Origin of the sequence: Pseudomonas mendocina (genome assembly GCA_037482215.1) — a bacterium.
In the GTDB taxonomy this organism is placed as follows: domain Bacteria; phylum Pseudomonadota; class Gammaproteobacteria; order Pseudomonadales; family Pseudomonadaceae; genus Aquipseudomonas; species Aquipseudomonas mendocina_E.
This window is the reverse complement of the sequence record CP148074.1, coordinates 4,721,809-4,741,238: the sequence shown is the minus strand read 5'-3', so window position 1 is coordinate 4,741,238 and position 19,430 is coordinate 4,721,809. Positions and strand designations below refer to the sequence as shown.

The following is a 19,430-nucleotide window of genomic DNA, read 5'->3' as shown; positions in this document are numbered from 1 at the left end:
ATCTTTTTCTATAACACGGTGTCTGACTGTGTTCTGGATACCAAAGGATTTGTTTATGTCGCTCGATATCGTCATTCTCGCCGCTGGACAAGGCACTCGCATGCGTTCGGCTCTGCCAAAAGTTCTACACCCGGTTGCCGGGAAGTCGATGCTGGGGCATGTGATTGATACGGCGCGTAAGCTGAATCCGAAGGGCATCCATGTGGTGATTGGGCACGGTGCGGAATTGGTGCGTGAACGCCTGGCGGCCGATGACCTTAATTTCGTTTTGCAAGCCCAACAGCTGGGTACAGGGCATGCTGTGGCCCAGGCACTGCCTGCGTTGACCGCAGAACGCGTGCTGATTCTGTACGGCGATGTACCGCTGATTGAGACTGAAACCCTTGAGCGTTTGCTGCAGCAGGTGAGTGACCAACAGCTGGGGCTGCTGACCGTCAACCTGCAGGATCCGACCGGTTATGGCCGTATCGTCCGTGATGAACAAGGCGTGGTTAAAGCCATCGTCGAGCACAAGGATGCCAGCGACGAGCAGCGTCAGATACGTGAAGGCAACACCGGCATTCTCGCCGTACCTGGTAAACGCCTGGGTGAATGGTTAGGGCGCCTTTCCAACAGCAATGCTCAGGGCGAGTACTATCTGACAGATGTGATCGCGATGGCGGTTGCGGACGGCCTTGTGGTTGCAACCGAGCAGGCGCAGGACGAGATGGAGGTGCTGGGGGCGAATGACCGCATTCAGCTGTCTCAACTCGAACGCCATTATCAGTACCGCGCTGCCCGTCGCCTGATGACTCAGGGCGTGACCCTGATTGATCCGGCACGTTTCGACCTGCGCGGCGAGGTAACAGTCGGCCGCGATGTATCTATCGACGTAAACGTCATTCTTGAAGGCCGTGTGGTCATTGAGGATGGCGTACAGATTGGCCCGAACTGCGTGATCAAAGACTCAGTGCTGCGTGCCGGTTCCATCGTCAAAGCCAACAGTCATCTGGAAGGTGCCGAGATGGGTGAGGGCGCAGATTGCGGTCCGTTTGCCCGCTTGCGTCCGGGGTCTGTGCTCAAGGCCAAGGCCCATGTGGGTAACTTTGTTGAGCTGAAGAATGCAGTGATGGGCGAGGGCGCCAAAGCTGGGCACCTGAGCTATTTGGGCGATGCCGAAATCGGTGCGCGCACCAACATCGGGGCTGGCACCATCACCTGTAACTATGACGGCGCGAATAAGTCCAAGACGGTCATGGGTGAAGATGTCTTTATTGGCTCCAACAGTGCGTTGGTTGCCCCGGTTACGCTGGGGGATCGTGCTACAACGGGGGCTGGCTCTGTGATCACTACAGATGTGCCTGCCGATACGCTTGCAGTTGGCCGTGCTAAGCAGCGCAATATCGACGGTTGGAAGCGGCCGGTGAAGATTAAGCGAGACTGATCAACAGGTCTGTGGATAAAAGCCCTTTAAGCAGTAGGAGCCTTAACCATGTTCGGAGTTACCGATTACGGCGCTTTTGTGGTGGCCTTTCTGATTTTGTTGGCGATTCCGGGCCCAGGTAATCTGGCTTTGATCTTATCCACAGGCAAGGGCGGGATCCGTGGCGGTATTGCCTCGACGTTCGGCGTGATTCTGGGTGATCAGGTATTAATGTGGATGGCCGTTGCAGGTGTGGCGACCATGCTCAAGGCCTATCCCACTGCATTTCATGTGGTGCAGTGGTTGGGGGCGGCCTATCTGATTTGGCTGGGATTGAAGATGGTCTTTGCCAAGCCGGGGCAGGGGCCGAGTATTAACATTGAGGCTCGCCGTTACCTCTGGCAGACCCTGTTGATAACGTTATTCAATCCCAAGGCAATCATGTTTTACATGGCCTTCTTCCCTCTATTCATTGATCCTAAAACTCATCAGGGCATCCTCACTTTCGGCTTCCTTGCTGTGACTATTGCGGTACTGACGTTTATCTACGGCCTGATCGTAGTACTGCTGACCTATTTCCTGGCTGAGCGCTTGCGCGCTAATCCGAAAGTCACCCGTTGGCTGGAAAGACTGGCTGGAGTGTGTCTGGTGGGATTCGGGATAAAACTGACTCTGCAATAGGTCAGCGTGTGGATAACCTCGGCAAGGATTAACAATCACTGCCTTTAGTCGCTTATCTACTTGACTCGTTGTGGCAGGTAGGCTTTGATTCGCATCGCTATCTTTCGAATCGAAACTTAAATGTCGAAACGTGACACTGCACAGCGCCGCCATACCATCCTTGCCTTGCTTACCGAGCAGGGCGAAGTGAGTGTGGATGAGTTGTCGAAAGCTTTTTCCACTTCAGAAGTTACGATTCGTAAGGATCTGGCTGCTCTGGAAAAGAACGGCCTGTTGCTACGCCGCTATGGTGGTGCGGTGCCGATGCCGCAAGAGCTGATTAGCGATACTCAGCCCGTATCCCATTACAAGCAGGCCATTGCCCGTGCGGGCGTGGGGCTGATTCGTGAGCATGCGCGGATCATTATCGACAGCGGCACCACCACGGCGGCGATGATTCCTCAGCTCGGTTATAAGGCCGGGCTGGTGGTGATGACTAACTCACTGAACGTCGCCCGCGCTATCTGTGAACTGGAACATGAGCCCGTGTTGTTAATGACAGGCGGAACCTGGGACCCTCATTCCGAGTCATTTCAGGGCCAGGTTGCCGAGCAGGTACTGCGTTCCTACGACTTCGATCAATTATTTATTGGCGCCGATGGCATCGACCTGCATCGCGGCACCACTACGTTCAATGAGTTGCTTGGCCTGAGCAGGGTGATGTCTGAAGTGGCGCGGGAAGTGGTGGTGATGGTCGAGAGCGACAAGATCGGTCGCAAGATTCCCAATCTGGAGCTGCCCTGGAGCAGCATCCATACCCTGATAACCGATGACCGCCTGAGTCATGAGGCGCGTGAACAACTGACTGCGCGAGGCATTAAGCTGATCTGCGCGGCGGTTGAATCCTGAGGAGAAATATATGTGTGGCATCGTTGGCGCAGTTGCTGAACGCAATATCACCGCCATTCTGGTTGAAGGTCTGAAGCGCCTCGAATACCGCGGCTATGACAGCGCCGGTGTGGCGGTGCTGGGCAATGACGGTGTACTGGATCGCCGCCGCCGTGTGGGTAAAGTCAGCGAGCTGGAAAATGCCCTGCACGAGCAGCCGCTTAATGGCCGCCTGGGTATTGCCCACACCCGTTGGGCGACCCATGGTGCGCCGACTGAAGCCAACGCTCACCCACATTTCTCCGGCAGTGATCTGGCAGTTGTCCACAACGGCATTATCGAAAACCACGAAGAGCTGCGCGCGGAGCTGAAAGCGAAAGGTTATGTGTTCAGTTCAGATACCGATACCGAAGTGATCGTGCATCTGCTGGACGACACCCTGAAAACTATCCACAACCTCAGTGATGCACTCAAGGCTGTGGTTAAGCAGCTGCATGGTGCTTATGGCCTGGCTGTTATCAGCGCGAAGCAACCCGACCGTTTGGTTGCTGCCCGCAGCGGCAGCCCGCTGGTGATTGGTCTGGGCCTTGGGGAAAACTTTCTGGCTTCGGATCAGTTGGCGCTGCGTCAGGTCACTGACCGCTTTATGTACCTTGAAGAAGGCGATATCGCTGAAATCCAGCGCGAGCAGGTGCAGATCTGGGACCGTGACGGCCAGTTGGTACAGCGTGAAACCGTGCAGTACCGCGATGGTGCAGAGTCAGCCGATAAGGGCGAATACCGCCATTACATGCTCAAAGAGATCCACGAGCAGCCAATGGTGGTGCAGCGTACCCTAGAAGGCCGTCTGGCCCAGCAACAAGTACTGGTGGAGGCTTTCGGCCCGCAGGCACCGGAGTTGTTCGCCAAGGTGCGCAATGTGCAGATTGTGGCCTGTGGCACTAGCTATCACGCTGGTATGGTCGCCCGTTACTGGCTGGAAGGGCTGGCGGGGATTCCGTGTCAGGTCGAAGTGGCCAGCGAGTTCCGCTACCGCAAGGTGGTGGTGCAGCCGGATACCTTGTTCGTGACCATCTCCCAGTCCGGCGAGACCGCCGACACCCTGGCTGCCCTGCGCAACGCCAAAGAGTTGGGTTTCCTCGGCACCTTGGCAATCTGTAACGTCGGCATCAGTTCGCTGGTGCGTGAGTCTGACTTGACCCTGCTGACTCAGGCCGGGCGTGAAATTGGCGTGGCTTCGACCAAAGCTTTCACCACCCAACTGGTTGCCCTGCTGATGTTGACCCTGGCGCTGGGCCAGGTGCGCGGAACCCTGAGCAAAGCTGATGAAGCCGAGCTTGTGGATGAATTGCGCCGCCTGCCGACCCGCCTGGGTGAAGCGCTGGCCATGGACAGCATTGTGGAAAAAGTTTCAGAGCTGTTTGCCGAGAAGCACCACAGCCTGTTCCTCGGCCGCGGCGCCCAATACCCGGTGGCGATGGAAGGTGCGCTTAAGCTCAAGGAAATTTCCTATATCCACGCCGAAGCCTATCCCGCAGGCGAGCTCAAGCACGGCCCGCTGGCGCTTGTGGATAACGATATGCCGGTGGTCACTGTCGCGCCTAACAACGAGCTGCTGGAGAAACTCAAATCCAACCTGCAGGAAGTCCGCGCCCGTGGTGGTGAGCTGATCGTCTTCGCTGACGAAGACGCCAGCATGCGCAACGGCGAAGGCACCCACGTCGTCACCATGCCGCATATCCACGACGTGCTGGCGCCGATTCTCTACACCATCCCGCTGCAACTGCTGTCCTACTATGTTGCTGTGCTCAAGGGTACCGACGTGGATCAGCCGCGTAACTTGGCTAAGAGTGTGACGGTGGAATAAGGGGGCTGTGGATAGGTGGAGTAAGCGGTCGGTGCTCTACTTATCCACAAGCCTGTGCTTTTAGCCCTTGTCCCAGCACTGATTGAGACAAGGGCCAGCTTGTGAATATCGGTTGTTGATAACTCAGGCTTCTTCCTACTGCACTCGTTGATCCGCCAATCACCACTCCGGCTAACTTTTCGTGGTTGAGCAACTGCTGGTTGGTTTGCTCAATAAATGCGCTGATACTCTTCTCCAATTCAGGCTTTTTCATGCTGCGCACGTGATCTGAAAGGGTGACGATAGCCACCGGCTGTGGGTAAGTCTAGTCAGCGCGCTAGATAGTGCTTCGGATTAACCAGACTGGCCCTGTCGCCTGAGCAGAGCCAGCCTGTTGGCATTACTTGTTATTGCGGCATTTGTCTTGAACCAAGTAACGCACGGTGTTCAGGTTACCTTGTGAATCCTCATGGCAATGTATTTACTAATATTGCTGCAGCAGTAGATTCTGGGGGGCATGCAGATGATATTGGCGATATCGAGATTCAGGCCGTAGATTTTGCCCCAAGTTGGAATGCCTTCCTGTTAATTACGGTTATGCATTTTTAGGAATTAAAAAGGCGCCCATATGGGCGCCGAATATCCACCTTTACAAAGGAGTGCTACTCCAAGGCGAATATTTAAGGCTCCAGTCCTTCGCCAAGAATTTGTAGGAGCCTTAAACTGGTTAAAGTTTTTTAGCCCGTCGATGCTCCACTGGTTTTGACAGTTATATTCATAGGGCAGTACGTGCGTAATTATTTATACGTGCCGCTATGATCTATGGAAGAAACTAACGGCAGCATTACGCAAACATTACAATTTTGACATGTTCGAAAATTCATTATTTATGAGTGTGTTCTAAGCGCTTTCCATGAAACTCACTGAAAGGCACTGTCGGGGGGATATAAAGCCGTTTGCGGTAAGGATTTCTAGATCAATTGTTATTTACCGACTGGGCCAATTGCTCAGGGCTCAGTGCAAGGCTTTTTTCGCTGTGGATAAGTTCTACAAGCCAATCGACAAAGCAGCGAACACGAGCCGACAGGTGTTTGTTACTTGGGTAAAGGATATGCACAGGGCGTGATTTGAAGTGCCATTGATGCAGTACTGGCACCAATTGGCCTGCTCTGACCCTGCTTGCAACCGCGAAGGGAGCGCCGGGGCAAATGCCCCCGCCTGCCATGCAGGACGCTAAGGCTACGTCTGGGTCATCGAACTGCAAGCCTTCCTGCGCTGGCACGTCATATAGATCACTGCCCTTCATTAATCGCCAGGCAAACGGATTGCGCTGTCCGCTGAACCAATAGATCCGCTGATGCTCCACCAGCTGCTGTGGATAAGTGGGGGTGCCCATACGTTGCAGATAATCCTCTGAGGCATACAGACCCATGCTGACTTCTCCTATCTGCCGGGCAATCAGGCTGGAGTCTTCCAGCGTGCCGCCGCGGATGGTGCAGTCGATCCCTTCCTCCAGGATATTGCTGATACGGTCACTGCTACTCAGGCGAACGCTTATATGAGGGTAGCGCGCCTGAAACTGTTGCAGATTGGGGGCAATAATCCAGCGTGCAACAGAGACCAGCGCCTCGACTCGCAAACGTCCTCTCGGCTCTTGCGTACCGCCTTTGAGCGCGCCTTCCAGTTCTTCAATCTCCTGCAAGATGATCTGGCATTTGGCGAAGTAGGCGTGGCCGTCATCGGTCAAGCTGAGGGCGCGGGTGGTGCGGTTGAGGAGGCGAACGCCGAGATGGCCCTCAAGATCGGAAATGCGTTGCGACACCCGGGCCTTTGGCAACATGAGCACATCTGCTGCGCGGGTGAAGCTTCCTGCTTCAACCACACAGACGAAGGTTTTCATGGCTGCAAGTCTGTCCATTTAATTGTTCAGCTTTGTTGAATTAAAAGTCATAAATACAGGTATTTATCATAATTTCGATCTGAATCAACCTGACTCCGTCGAGTGGAGCGGTAGGCAAGTCATCCTTGCACCGCTCCACACATGAATCTGTCCGTGGCTTTGCCCGGTGCAAGAGAAGGAGTGTGTTGATGATGAACTGTGACCCCGATACCGGTGCCTGCCAAATCCCCGATGCGGCTTCGGCTGGGGATAACAAAGCCATCCCTAAAAAAGGTTTGGCGGTGCATTACATCGGAGACCCGATGTGTTCCTGGTGCTGGGGGATATCCCCGGCGCTCAAGACGCTTGAGGCGTTCTGTGCCCAACAGGGTATCGACTTTACCGTCAATGTGGGGGGCTTACGCGTCGGTGGTGGTGATCCATGGACCGCTCAGTTCAAAGCGTTCCTGCGTAAAGAATGGAGCCATATCCATGAAGTGAGCGGGCAGCCATTTGGCTACAGCCTGCTTGACCGTGAATCGTTCAACTACGACACCGAGCCTGCTTGCCGTGCTGTGGTGACGGTGCAACTGCTGCAAACACGCGATGGTTTACCTGAGGGCGTAGTGTTGGCGTTCTTCACAGCGGTTCAGCAGCACTTTTACGTGGATGGCGCGGACCCCCGTCAGGTTGATTTCTACAAAGGGCCATGCGAGCAGGCAGGTCTGGATTTTGAGGCCTTCAAGCTGCTGTTCCTCTCAGAAACCGCGCAAAAGGCGACTCACGAAGCTTTTCAAAAGCGCCATCAATGGGGCGTTAACTCCTTCCCAACACTACTGCTGGAGATAGAAGGAGAGGTGAAGACCCTGGCCAATGGCTACATCACTGCTGACCGAGCGGTGAGTCAACTGACTCGCGCTTTGCCAAATTGAATCCTCGTTAGTTCTACACATCACGTTGGATGTTATCCACAGGAGTGTTTCCATGCTTAATATCGGCATTATCATCGGGTCTACCCGTTCTCAACGTGTCAGCCCTCAGGTTGCACAACACATCCTCAAGCATGCTCAAGGGCGTGCCAACGTTCATTACGAAATCGTCGATCTGCTGGACTATGACCTGCCGCTCTACGATGAGCCTATTCCCGCGGCCTTCAGTTCTGACTACCAGACACCTCAGGCTAAAGCCTGGTCAGAAACCATCTCGCGTCTGGATGGATTCGTCTTCATCAACCCTGAATACAACCGTGGCGTCATTGCGTCCCTTAAAAATGCCCTGGATTACCTCTATCCGGAGTTTGTGAATAAGGCTGCTGGCATTGTCGGTTTCGGCTCCACCGGCGGCAGCTCGGCTGCGCGGGCATTGCGGGAGATTTTGATCTCGCTGGAAGTGGCGGTGGTGAAAGTACAGCCAGGTTTCAATCTGTTCACTGACTTTAAAGACATGCGCGAATTCACCCCTTCAGATGTGCATGACGGCTCAATTCACAACATGTTCGATCAGCTCGAGAGCTGGGGCGAGGCACTGAAGAACGTACGCCAAAAGGCTTAAAAGCCTGCCCGGAGGCAATAAAACACCCACGATCTCCAGTGATCGTGGGTGTCATGCAGTTAAGGAAGTAGGTATGACGATTAACCAAATGATTTTGAAACCAATGATGCTGGCGCTGCTCAGCATGGTTGTTACCCCTGTCTTTGCCGAGGTTGTGGATAAGTCTGGGCGCGATCAAATTGGTATGGCCCGCCACATTGGCCCAGAAACCTGGGGCAGATGCACAGTCCAAATGAATAAGCCGGGCTCACAGGCCTATGAGTTGTCTTATGACCGCTCGAACGACATGCCCCAGGCTAAATTTGCTGAGCCTGAGCACTACAGCTTTGATGCTCCCCATGGCATGCCTGGTACTTACCACGGCTTCAACACCGAATCGGTGCGCGGCAATATCGGCGGGCAGGGTACGCAGATTGATGCCTTGGGCCATTTCGCCTATCTGCCGGAGATCTGGGATGGCAAAGGTGAATTTCCCAAGCATCAGCTTAAATACTACGGTGGCTGGACCCATGACGAAGTGAAGCCCCGGGACGATGGTGGTCTGCAAGTGCTGGGCACCGAAAAGATTCCGCCTATCATCACCTCAGCCGTGCTCTTGGATGCGTCGCGCTACCTGAATAATGGTCAGGCATTGAACGACAACCAGATCATCAGCCGCGCGGATATTGAAGGCATGCTAAAGGCTCAAGGGCTTGCTGAACGCGGTATCCTGCCGGGTGACATGCTACTTATCCACACTGGCTGGGGTAAGAAGTGGACAAATGATCCGGACGTTTATTACACCCGTGGGCCGGGCTTAGGCTATGACGCTGCTTTGTATTTGCAGAGCAAGCAGATTGTTGCCGTAGCGCTGGACAACCCATTCACCGATCCGGCTCCGCCAGGCATGCTCAATGGCACTGCACAGCCGGCAGGTACTCCCAAAGGGCTGCCGTTTGCGATCCACCACAACAACCTGAGTCAGGCTGGGATTTATCAAATCCAGAACGCCAAGCTGGATGAGTTGGCAGCGCACAAGGTCTGGGAATCCTGCGCGATGGTGTTGCCATTGAAGATCAAAGGCGGCGCACAAGCACCTGTAAGGCCAGTGGCGATTGGCCGGTCGGTGCTCTAATAAGCCTTAGCGGGCTGTGAATAAGTGATCAGGTAGGCATTTATCCACCTTCACCGAAAAAAAGCGGAACCCGAATGGGTTCCGCCGACACCCAAAGGAGCGGAGTGTTAGTCCATTTCGATCACGAAGTCTTCTGTCGGGACGCGAATCTTTTTCAGGTTGAGCAGCCAGTCGTTTTCAGCATCACGACGACCCAATGCAAGCAACAGCACGGATTGCAGGCCACGTTCTTTAAGATTCAACAGTTGGTCCAGACCGGTTTTGTCGAAGCCTTCCATCGGTGTGGCATCAACCCGTAGCAGCGACGCTGCTGCCACAGCCAGACCAACACCGATATGGGCTTGTTTGGCGCTGTGGTGGTATTGCTGTTCAGGTGTGAATGTTGAGAACAGGCCTTTGAGGTTATTTACCACCTCAGCTGTGGTTTCTGATGGTAGCGAGCGTTGCGCGTTGATGTAGTCGTACATCGCCTCGATGCGCTCGTCGCTCATGGTGTCCCAGGAGACAAACACCAACAGGTGAGAGCATTGAGTGATCTGCGGCTGATTCATGGCAAGCGGTGCAATCTTTTCCTTCAGCGCTGGATTGGTGATGGAAATGATTCGGAAAGGCTGAAGACCCGCCGAGGTAGGCGCAAGACGAGCCGCTTCGATGATTTGGTCAACCAAACTTTGATCGAGCTTTTCTCCTGTCATTTGTTTAGTTGCATAGCGCCAGTGAAGGGCATTGATAAGTTCCATTTCAAACTTCCTATAAATGATAGTTGCAGATGACCTAGTGGCCAGCGCACGCAGGCTTAGAAAATTAAGGCGGTTTAATAAAAGGTTTATTTATAAGTTATTCACACGACTAATTCAGATAAATAGACCTGAAAACCAGCCTGATGAAGCGCAACCCTTGGTTCTGTATGAAATGGGCAGGCGCCTGGGTTAGCTGCGTGATGAGCGAGGCGGTTGGATTATTGGATAGATGAGGATTCTCGGTTCTCAAACTAAGCAGTACTATCTTTTATATAAAGTATGTTTTCAAATTCTTTTGACTATAATGCGTTATAGTTGAATGTAGATATAAAAATTTATACTTGAACTTAATAGTATGTGGGAGTATGCGCTCAATGGAATTTGAACAAAGTTCGTGCAACCGGGCATTCGTTGTCGCCCTTAAAGACACGCTCAATGTAATCAGCGGAAAGTGGAAGTTGGCTATTGTCTGCGTGTTACTGGAGGGCGGCCGGCGCTTCAGTGATATCGAGCGACTGATCACTGGCATTACACCGCGCATGGTTTCGCGGGAGCTGAAAGAGCTGGAAATCAACGGAGTGGTGGCTAAGAGTCAAAGCAAAGAAAACGGAATCAGCGTTACTCGCTATGAGCTCACTGAGTCCGGCGAGCAGTTGAAGGACGTGATCGTGCAGATGGTTGAGTGGGGGCAAAAGCATCGCGAGGTCAGTGCATCGGTCTGTGAGGCTCAAACACAGGACTGAGTCTGTCGACTTATCCACATAGGGCGACGAACACGCATGGCGATTTCTCTGTGGATAACTACCTCTAGGCTGCAAATCATCTCAAGGTCCGAGCTTTCTCCGGCAAAACCCGGATAATGGCGGCAATTTTTTGCGTGCTTAACCGGTAGCTGCCCCATGGAAATCAAGGTCAACTTTCTCGACAACCTTCGACTTGAAGCCAAGTTCGACGACTTCACAGTGATCGCTGACCAGCCGATCCGTTACAAAGGTGACGGCTCTGCGCCGGGGCCGTTTGACTACTTCCTGGCTTCGTCTGCACTGTGTGCAGCGTACTTTGTGAAGTTGTACTGCCAGACGCGGGATATCCCCACTGAGAATATTCGCCTGTCGCAGAACAACATTGTCGACCCGGAAGACCGCTACAAGCAGATCTTCAAAATCCAGGTCGAGCTGCCTGCGGATATCTCCGAGAAAGACCGCCAGGGCATCTTGCGTTCCATCGACCGCTGCACGGTGAAAAAGGTGGTGCAGACCGGCCCCGATTTCATCATCGAAGAGGTGGATAACCTCGACGCCGACGCTCAAGCATTGCTGGCGCTGGATACCTCTGGCACCAGCACTGTGATCCCCGGCAAAGACCTGCCGCTGGAAGAAACCATCGCCAATATGTCCGCGATTTTGGCTGGGCTGGGGATGAAGATCGAAATCGCTTCCTGGCGCAACATCGTGCCTAACGTCTGGTCCCTGCATATCCGCGATGCGCAGTCGCCCATGTGCTTTACCAACGGCAAGGGCTCAACCAAAGAAAGTGCGCTGGCGTCGGCTTTGGGCGAGTTTATCGAGCGTCTGAACTGCAACTTCTTCTACAACGACCAGTTCTGGGGCGAAGAAATCGCCAACGCGCCGTTCGTGCATTACCCGGACGAGCGCTGGTTCCAGCCGGGTCGCAAGGACGAGCTGCCTAAAGAAATCCTTGATCCTTACACCCTGAAGATCTACAACCCGGACGGCGAGCTGCGTGGCTCGCACCTGTACGACACCAACTCCGGCAACATCGAGTGCGGTATCTGCTCGCTGCCGTATGTGCGCCAGTCCGATGGCGAGGTGGTGTACTTCCCGTCCAACCTGATCGAAAACCTCTACCTCAGCAACGGCATGAGCGCCGGTAATACCCTGGCTGAGGCGCAGGTGCAGTGCCTCTCGGAAATCTTCGAGCGTGCGGTTAAGCGTGAGATTCTTGAGGGCGAAATCGCCCTGCCGGACGTGCCGGAAGAAGTGTTGGCCAAGTACCCCGGCATCGTTGCGGGCATCAAAGGGCTGGAGGAGCAAGGCTTCCCGGTGCTGGTGAAGGATGCATCGCTGGGCGGTGAGTTCCCGGTGATGTGCGTCACCCTGATGAACCCTCGCACCGGCGGCGTGTTCGCCTCCTTCGGCGCCCATCCGCGCTTTGAAGTGGCGCTGGAGCGCAGCCTCACCGAACTGCTGCAAGGCCGCAGTTTTGAAGGCCTCAACGACCTACCGCAGCCGACCTTCCAGGGCCATGCGGTGATGGAGCCGAACAACTTTGTTGAGCACTTCATCGACTCCAGCGGCGTGGTGTCGTGGCGCTTCTTCAGCTCCAAGGCTGATTACGAATTCGTTGAGTGGGACTTCTCCAGCGACGGTGAAAACCCCAACGAAGAGGAAGCCGCAACCCTGTTTGGCATTCTCGAAGACATGGGTAAAGAAGCCTACATGGCGGTCTATGAGCATCTCGGTGCTACGGCCTGCCGCATTCTGGTGCCGGGCTATTCCGAGATTTATCCGATCGAGGATTTGATCTGGGATAACACCAACAAAGCACTGTTCTTCCGCGAAGACATCCTGAATCTGCACAGCCTCGACGACGAAGCCCTGCAAGCGCTGGTCGAGCGTCTGGAAGAAAGCGAGCTGGATGACTACACCGACATCAAAACCCTGATCGGCATCGAGTTTGACGACAACACCGCTTGGGGTCAGCTGACCATCCTTGAGCTGAAGCTGCTGATCTATGTGGCCTTGCAGCGCTTTGAAGACGCTAAAGACCTGGTCGAAGCCTTCCTCCAGTACAACGACAACACCGTTGAGCGAGGCCTGTTCTATCAAGCCCTCAACGTGGTCCTAGAAGTGGTGATTGATGAAGACATGGAGCTGGAAGATTACGAAACCAACTTCCGCCGCATGTTCGGCAACGAGCGCATGGACGCGGTGATCGGCTCCGTGGAAGGCACTGTGCGCTTCTACGGCCTTACCCCGACCAGCATGAAGCTGGAAGGCCTCGACCGTCACCTGCGCCTCATCGACAGCTACAAGAAACTGCATGCGGCACGGGCGAAAGCGGTGGGTGTGTATAACTCTCGTTGATGGAGTATCCACAGTCGTTTGCCGGGGGGCTTGGTCGCAATGGATGGCCCCTTTGCAAGATACGCTCAGTCCTCTACAGGTTGGAATTTTTGGTGAATCAGCGAGCGGGCCTGACGGGCACAGTGTTCGACGGTTTCAAATGCTAAGGTTGCACCAATATAGTAAATCCCTGACTGCCCTTGTAATTGTTCAAGCTTGGGAAAAAATCCGCTGCTCAGGGCCTGACTGTCTACATGGGGGAAGTAGTCCCATTCATAGCGCAGTAGCAGTGCGTCCAGTTCGCCGCCCTGATTGCGGATATCTTCACTCAGGGTTTCCGTAAGTTGTTCCGCCGATACCTCACGTGAAGCCTGTTGCCAGCTGATATAGACAGGGTTATCACCTGAGCGGTTGGCCCATGCGGCAGTATGGTTCAGTTGCGAAGGCGCCGAGTTCTCATGCAGAAAGGCAAACTCTTGTGTGGGTAGTTTTTGGGCGCGAAACAGATTCACCAGATAACGCAGGCTACGCACCTGGCTAAAAAGCTGTTGATGCGTTGCTGGCCAAGACATCAGGTGGCTGATCTGGTTGAGCGGCGCGCTGATAAGCAGGGCGTCGAACGCGAAGTCATGGGTTTCGTTGATCAACAGGCGTAGAGAGCCGCTGCCTTCCTGGTCTGGCGCAATTGAGGTGATGCGGGCGTTAGTGCGCACGTCGAAGTCTGCGCTGATAGCTTCCCAGAGCGACTGATAGCCTGTGGGGAACATGAAAAACTCGCCCAGACGCAGTTCGCCATTTTCGATCTTCAACAGCCAGCCGATGACCTGCATAAGGTACAGGGCTGGAGTGTTTCCATAGTCGCCGTAACCGAAGCCCACCAGAATGCTCCGCGCTACTTGCGCAACAGGTGTGAACCCGTGGCGTTGGGCAAATTGTTCAAAAGGTAGAAACAGCTCTGCATCGGCTTGGCTCAACTGTTGAGGCTGGTCGAGGACAAAGCGTTGCAGCGCAGTGGCATAGCAACGGATTGCTTGTTCAACTACCTCAGGCGCGTTGCGGCTATGCAAGAAGCCCATCACATCGTGACGCTGTTGCTGGTCAACGAACGTTACCGGTACCGGGTAATGCTGGTAGGCAATCCCATAACGCTTGGCCAGCCCCAGTACATAGCTGTAATCTGCACTGGCTAGGACCGCCCCGATCTCGACGATACCGTTAGGGCTTGGCATTGAGTAAACCTTGCCACCGATACGGGGGCTTTGCTCAAACAGGGTGACGCGCTGGTAGCCCAGTTCATGCAGTGTGCAGGCTGCACTCAGACCTGCGGGGCCTGCTCCTAGAATGGCGATACGTGCGCCTTTGTTTCCCTGCCAGGGCAAATGCTTCGGCATGCTTCAGACCCTCTCCCAGAGCACGCGCACTTGTGAGTTGGTGAGGTGTTGGGCCAGTTCGGCATATTGTTCTTCAATCAGGTTACGTTTGACTTTCAATGTTGGTGTCACTAGTCCTGAATCCGGTGACCAGTCGCGTGTGGCGACAATTACACCGACAATTTTCTCGTGATTGAGTAGCTGCTGATTAGTCTGATCGACAAAATCACCAATGGTCCGGCTCAGCTCATCCTGTTTAACCTGCCGAAAGGACTCTGACAGGGTGATGACTGCCACCGGCTGGGGCATTCCAGAGCCAATCAGACAGATCTGCTCAAAGCCTTTGAAGGCCGAGAGTTTTGCCTCGATGGGCGCAGGCGCCACGTATTCGCCTTTTTCGGTTTTGAACAACTCTTTGATCCTGCCAGTGATGCGCAGGTAGCCATCGCTGTCGAGCTGGCCCAGGTCGCCGGTGCGGTAGTAGCCTTCGGGGTCGAGAGATTCTTGGGTTTTCTCAGGCTCTTTGTAATAACCCTGCATCAGTGTGGGCGACTTGAACAGCACTTCCCCTTCGGTACTGAGCTTCGCGCCATTATCCGGCATGGCTTTACCGACTGTGCCGGGCCGGAAAGCATCTGGCCGTCCAATAAAGCCATAGGCGAAGTTCTCGGTCATACCATAGCCTTCACTGATCTGCAGGCCGATTCGGCCGTACCACGCCTGCAGCGCCGGCGACAGGGCTGCGGCCCCGGACACGATCATCCGGGCTTGGTCGAGCCCCAAGGCCCTACGCACTTTGCGGGCAACCAGGTTACGCAGCAGCGGTATAGCCAGCAGGATATCGAGACGGGATTGTGGGAGTTTCGCAAGGATGTTGTCCTGGAACTTCTTCCACAGGCGCGGCACTGAAAAGAATATGGTTGGTCTGACTGAGCACAGATCGTTCTGGAAGGTCTTGAGTGACTGGGTAAAGTTGATCTGCATGCCTGAATACAGGCTGTTGCTGGCTAGCAGCAGGCGTTCCGCTACGTGGGCCAGTGGCAGGAATGACAGGCTGCGGTCATTGGCGTTGAGGTTGAATACCGCCAAAGCTCGGTGTCCCACATGCCGTGGTGCGCGGTAGCAGTGCACCACACCCTTAGGATTACCGGTGGTGCCGGAGGTATAGATGATGGTCCAGATATCTTCGTCGCCCGGTATTGGTTTACCGCTCATTGGCGCATGGCTGGCGATTAACTCGGGTAGCTGGTGCTGTACTTCATGGGTGCGCACGAAGTCGCAATCGCTGCCGTAGTACGAGAAGCCGATTTTCACCATGTTCGCCGGAATGCTGGGTTTGAGGCGCTGCCAAACCGGCTCGTCGAGTTTGCCGACAAAAATTGCTTTTGACTCCGAATGTTCCAAAACATAGGCCAGGGACTCAGGTGTCTGGTCGACATACAACGGTACGCTGACCAGGCCGGCGAACTGCAGAGCCAGGTCGGAGACGATCCATTCTGCGCAGTTTTTCGAAAGAATCGCGACCTTGTCCCCCTGTTCCAGCCCCAGGCTTTTGAGTGCACTGGCTAGCCGACGGACCTGATCGTCGACCTGTGCCCAGCTGTACTCCTGCCATTGGCCTTCTACTGGCTGGCGCAGGTAAATAGCCTCAGGCGTCTGCTCAGTCCAGTGGTAGAGCATTTCGATCGGCGATTTATCCTTTGCGAAGTCTTTCAGTTGCATAGATTTAATACTCACTTCTTATTTGGGTTATGCGAGCGTCATCAGGCGTTCAGCTTCCTGCCACGCACGGATCGAGTCTGGGATTTCGGGGGTAGAGCCGGTGTGGCCAAGTGCCTGGTACAGCTCATTACTGGCAACGACGCCTTTTTTGCTGAGAATTGCGCCTTTGCTTTGCCCGGAGGCCATGACGGTTTCGCCGCAGAGGAACTCAAACTTCATGTAGCTCCAACGCTCGTCCCAGCACACCAGGGAGAAACGCAGGCGGTAGCGCGCAAAGGGTTTCAAGCCTTTGCGGTAATTGAGCATCGAAGCCCCTAGAACCGGGCGCCAGCCTTTTTTAAGGGCGAGTTTGAGCATGCCGGCGCGGGCCATGTACTCGATTAGAGCTAGGTCCAGCACGGTCAGATAGCGCCCGTTGTTCATGTGCCCGTTGATGTCCAGGTCGTTGGGCCAGACCCTTAGGCTTAATTCAATGCTGTCGCCGACGCGGATCGACGGTTTGAATAGAGAGCGGAGCAAGGTAACGAGCAGGCGTAAATACAGGTTCATTGGTGGGCTCACTCTGTCAGCAAGATTCAGAAGGTCACTGCCCGGCGGCGTTGTAGGCGAGTGAGTAAATCTACTGCCAGGCGTTGCAGCTGTTGCTGTACATCTGGAGCCAGAAAAGACTCGACGAAAGCCTTGATGGGTAAGTCTTCCTGAGACCTAAATTGCTGGTGCAGGTCGGCCTTGTTCATCTGGCGAATTTCCAGAAAGGCGGTTTCGGGCAGGGTCAGGAAGGTATCCAAGCGTTCGATAGCGGTGACGTTGAGCTCATCGACGGGGCAGAGTTCATCTACTACGCCGATGTTGAGTGCCTGCGCTGGTTTTAACAGTTCACCCAGCATCAGCAGGCGCATGGTTTGATGAGGGCCAACCAGTCGACGCAGTGCCAGTTGGAAACACTCAGGCAAGACTATGCCTGCCTGAACTTCGGTAAAACCGAAGTTCCAGTTGCCTTCAGCCATGATTCGGTAATCGCTGAAGACCGCGATCAGCGCACCGGAGGCCATGCAATGGCCGCTAATCGCTGAAATGATCGGAATTGGGCATTGCGCCATGCTGTAGGCGAGACCAAACACCGCTTGCCAGTACTGCTCGATGTAGTCGGGTTTTGCTCTTAGCAGGGTGAACAGGTCAATGCCCGAGGAGAACGAACCGTTCTGGCCGCTAATGATTATGCCGCGTATGCCGCTCTGTGGGGCTTCGACGATAGCTGCCTGCATCGCCTGGAGGATTTCCAGGCTCATCAGATTTGCCGGCGGATTACAAATTGATAGCTCGAGGATGCTGCCGCTTTTGTGGTAGCGCTGTGCAATCATTGCTCACCTTCCCTAGTCTGCTTTCGGACCAACCGGTACCGCACTACCTCGCTTGGTGAGGGGTACCGGTTACCGCCGTTTTGACTTAGATAATGCCGTACTTGCGGCACCAGTCGTTCACATCCTTGAAACGCTTCTCGTTGAGCGCCTGGTTATGGGTGGAGTTGCGGATTGCTTTGATCGCTTCTTGGTCATCAGCTTTGACCGGGAACTCAAACGAAGAAAAGCGCGCGATCTCTGGCATGAAGGTGTATTCATCAACCAGGAACTGGTAGCCCATGCGGAAGAATTTGCACATTTCTTCAACTTCGTCGGCTGGCGCAGTTTCGAAGAAGTTTTCCGCAATGTGCTTGGCGAATGCGATATGCCGCACTTCTTCCATATGGTGCTCGCGGAACATTCTGCGGGTTAGTGGATCGATGCTGTCGTGTTGAGTCTGGTAGATGGAGTTGAGCTCAGCAAACCACTCGATCAGCAAGTTCCAAATGATCCCGTAGACTGGATGGCGGTTGGGCAGTTGTTGTTCGAAGGTTGAGAACTGCGGGATAGTTTCCGGGTTACTCCACATCTCCAGATCGGCGACCTTGAGATAACGGCGGAACATCAGGGTGTGCACGATTTCCTCACGGGAGAAAATCATCAGGTATTCACGCACATCGGGCGACAGTACGTCGTTGTATTTGTTGACATAGCCAACGTAAAGCTGAGGCAATGCCTGTTCGAGCCAGATGAAGTAGGACACGTCCCGTGCTGTTTCCAGCCAAAGGCTCTCCAAACGCTGCTCCGCGTTCATGGCGTCCCAATAGGGGGTGCCATACAGCCAGGCGGTTTCTTCAAGTTTAGGTAACTGAGTCTTGTCAACGCCGGTCGACCAGTCGACGACCTCGTTGAGCTTCAGCAGCTTGCGGTGTGAGGCATCAATAAGGGTGCCTACCACGTTGCTGCGTTTAGCATTGAGCTGGATGGGGTTGTCTATTATTTTTGCTGTGACTTCCATGTGCTGCTCCATTGATCAGTTCATCGGTTCAGTTTTCAGTATTGCCGTTGCTAGATGCGGACACCTCCTTAATGGATTTATCGATGCTATTCATGGGGTGAGAGTCAGAGTTTTTGCTGTGCATTGATCAGCACCCAGGTATCTTCATCAGCCGCCGGTCCAGGCAATGCGACGATATCTTCCAGAGCCACCTGGCTGCCGTCCTCAGCAATCGCACACAAGCCGGTAATGGCCTGCCCGGAGTCACGCTTGACCAGCCGAATGCGACGGCCCTGAGGGTGGGGCAACCACCTCTCGCCCCACTCGGTCAGTACCAGCAGCAGAGGGAAAAGTTGGCGACCTTTCTCACTCAATTCGTATTCATATACACGTCCATCTGTAGGGTTTGGCAAACGCTCCAGAATCTCTTGGTCGGTCAGGCGTTGCAGGCGATTTGTGAGGGTGCCACTGGAAATACCTAGGTGGTTCTGAAAGTCCTGAAAATGACGTATTCCGCAAAAGGCATTGCGCAGTATCAGCAGTGTCCACCAGTCACCTATTAGATCGAGGCTTCTCGCGATTGGGCAGTTCATGTCTTCAAATGATGTTCGGCGCATGAGAACACTCTAAATAATGAAGTTATATTGGTTGTATAAAGAGGTCGATGCAATGGCAAAAAGGCAGTTGGTCGACTAACGGTAAGAATGTTCTAAATTGGCTGGTTTGAAATGAGTCCGTTAATAGACAGACTGGGAGCTGCTCGGAGTGCAGTGACAGGTGTGTTTATGCTGTAGTGGCTGGTGCTTGCTCAGGTAGCACCAGCCGGGTATTCAAG

Annotated in this window: 17 protein-coding genes and 1 pseudogene; 9 read left to right on the top strand and 9 right to left on the bottom strand. The window is 54.2% G+C overall.

Features of this window, described 5'->3' with window-relative positions:
- Window positions 1-55 precede the first annotated feature (55 nt).
- The 4 genes from glmU to glmS all read left to right on the top strand — a co-directional run bounded on the left by glmU (window position 56) and on the right by glmS (window position 4,817).
- A complete protein-coding gene (glmU, locus tag WG219_21795) occupies window positions 56-1,423 on the top strand; it encodes a bifunctional UDP-N-acetylglucosamine diphosphorylase/glucosamine-1-phosphate N-acetyltransferase GlmU (protein ID WXL25891.1) in 1,368 nt (455 codons plus the stop codon).
- A 48-nt stretch (window positions 1,424-1,471) separates the two neighbouring features.
- Window positions 1,472-2,083, top strand: a complete 612-nt coding sequence (locus tag WG219_21790; protein WXL25890.1) for a LysE family transporter — start codon at window positions 1,472-1,474, stop codon at window positions 2,081-2,083.
- Window positions 2,084-2,203: 120 nt separating this feature from the next.
- The gene (locus tag WG219_21785; protein WXL25889.1) at window positions 2,204-2,971 is read left to right on the top strand and encodes a DeoR family transcriptional regulator; all 768 of its coding nucleotides are present in this window, start codon (window positions 2,204-2,206) and stop codon (window positions 2,969-2,971) included.
- Window positions 2,972-2,981: 10 nt separating this feature from the next.
- Window positions 2,982-4,817 (top strand): glutamine--fructose-6-phosphate transaminase (isomerizing), encoded by a 1,836-nt coding sequence (glmS, locus tag WG219_21780; GenBank protein ID WXL25888.1) that lies wholly within the window; start codon window positions 2,982-2,984, stop codon window positions 4,815-4,817.
- A 40-nt stretch (window positions 4,818-4,857) separates the two neighbouring features.
- On the opposite strand, the gene WG219_21775 is transcribed toward glmS, so the two are convergent.
- Entirely contained in the window at window positions 4,858-5,070 is a 213-nt protein-coding gene (locus WG219_21775; protein WXL25887.1) for a hypothetical protein, read from the bottom strand.
- 702 nt (window positions 5,071-5,772) lie between these two features.
- Window positions 5,773-6,714, bottom strand: coding sequence for a LysR family transcriptional regulator (locus tag WG219_21770; GenBank protein WXL25886.1), 942 nt, complete (start codon window positions 6,712-6,714; stop codon window positions 5,773-5,775).
- A 170-nt stretch (window positions 6,715-6,884) separates the two neighbouring features.
- Between WG219_21770 and WG219_21765 the strand changes: the two genes are divergently transcribed.
- The 3 genes from WG219_21765 (at window position 6,885) to WG219_21755 (ending at window position 9,340) form a co-directional block, all read left to right on the top strand.
- Window positions 6,885-7,607, top strand: a complete 723-nt coding sequence (locus WG219_21765; protein WXL25885.1) for a protein-disulfide isomerase — start codon at window positions 6,885-6,887, stop codon at window positions 7,605-7,607.
- Between the two features lie 52 nt (window positions 7,608-7,659).
- Window positions 7,660-8,226, top strand: a complete 567-nt coding sequence (locus WG219_21760) for an NADPH-dependent FMN reductase (GenBank protein ID WXL25884.1) — start codon at window positions 7,660-7,662, stop codon at window positions 8,224-8,226.
- 73 nt (window positions 8,227-8,299) lie between these two features.
- Window positions 8,300-9,340, top strand: a complete 1,041-nt coding sequence (locus WG219_21755) for a cyclase family protein (GenBank protein WXL25883.1) — start codon at window positions 8,300-8,302, stop codon at window positions 9,338-9,340.
- A gap of 107 nt (window positions 9,341-9,447) precedes the next feature.
- Here WG219_21755 and WG219_21750 read toward each other — a convergent pair whose 3' ends face one another.
- Window positions 9,448-10,080: a nitroreductase family protein gene (locus WG219_21750; protein ID WXL25882.1), complete on the bottom strand. Its 633-nt coding sequence runs from the start codon at window positions 10,078-10,080 to the stop codon at window positions 9,448-9,450.
- 374 nt (window positions 10,081-10,454) lie between these two features.
- On the opposite strand from WG219_21750, the gene WG219_21745 reads away from it, so the two are divergent.
- Window positions 10,455-10,823 (top strand): helix-turn-helix domain-containing protein, encoded by a 369-nt coding sequence (locus WG219_21745; protein ID WXL25881.1) that lies wholly within the window; start codon window positions 10,455-10,457, stop codon window positions 10,821-10,823.
- A gap of 156 nt (window positions 10,824-10,979) precedes the next feature.
- The gene (locus WG219_21740; protein ID WXL25880.1) at window positions 10,980-13,187 is read left to right on the top strand and encodes an OsmC domain/YcaO domain-containing protein; all 2,208 of its coding nucleotides are present in this window, start codon (window positions 10,980-10,982) and stop codon (window positions 13,185-13,187) included.
- Between the two features lie 65 nt (window positions 13,188-13,252).
- Here the strand turns inward: WG219_21740 and WG219_21735 are convergent.
- The 6 genes and pseudogenes from WG219_21735 to WG219_21710 form a co-directional block, all read right to left on the bottom strand.
- Window positions 13,253-14,518 (bottom strand): annotated as a pseudogene (locus WG219_21735) (FAD-dependent oxidoreductase).
- A 42-nt stretch (window positions 14,519-14,560) separates the two neighbouring features.
- Window positions 14,561-16,258 carry an AMP-binding protein gene (locus WG219_21730; GenBank protein WXL25879.1) on the bottom strand — a complete coding sequence of 566 codons (1,698 nt, stop codon included), beginning with the start codon at window positions 16,256-16,258 and terminating at the stop codon, window positions 14,561-14,563.
- A gap of 27 nt (window positions 16,259-16,285) precedes the next feature.
- Window positions 16,286-16,807 carry a thioesterase family protein gene (locus tag WG219_21725; protein WXL25878.1) on the bottom strand — a complete coding sequence of 174 codons (522 nt, stop codon included), beginning with the start codon at window positions 16,805-16,807 and terminating at the stop codon, window positions 16,286-16,288.
- 26 nt (window positions 16,808-16,833) lie between these two features.
- A complete protein-coding gene (locus WG219_21720) occupies window positions 16,834-17,547 on the bottom strand; it encodes an enoyl-CoA hydratase/isomerase family protein (protein ID WXL25877.1) in 714 nt (237 codons plus the stop codon).
- A 157-nt stretch (window positions 17,548-17,704) separates the two neighbouring features.
- Window positions 17,705-18,616 carry a diiron oxygenase gene (locus tag WG219_21715; GenBank protein ID WXL25876.1) on the bottom strand — a complete coding sequence of 304 codons (912 nt, stop codon included), beginning with the start codon at window positions 18,614-18,616 and terminating at the stop codon, window positions 17,705-17,707.
- 104 nt (window positions 18,617-18,720) lie between these two features.
- Window positions 18,721-19,212, bottom strand: a complete 492-nt coding sequence (locus tag WG219_21710) for a helix-turn-helix domain-containing protein (GenBank protein ID WXL25875.1) — start codon at window positions 19,210-19,212, stop codon at window positions 18,721-18,723.
- Between the last annotated feature and the right edge of the window lie 218 nt (window positions 19,213-19,430).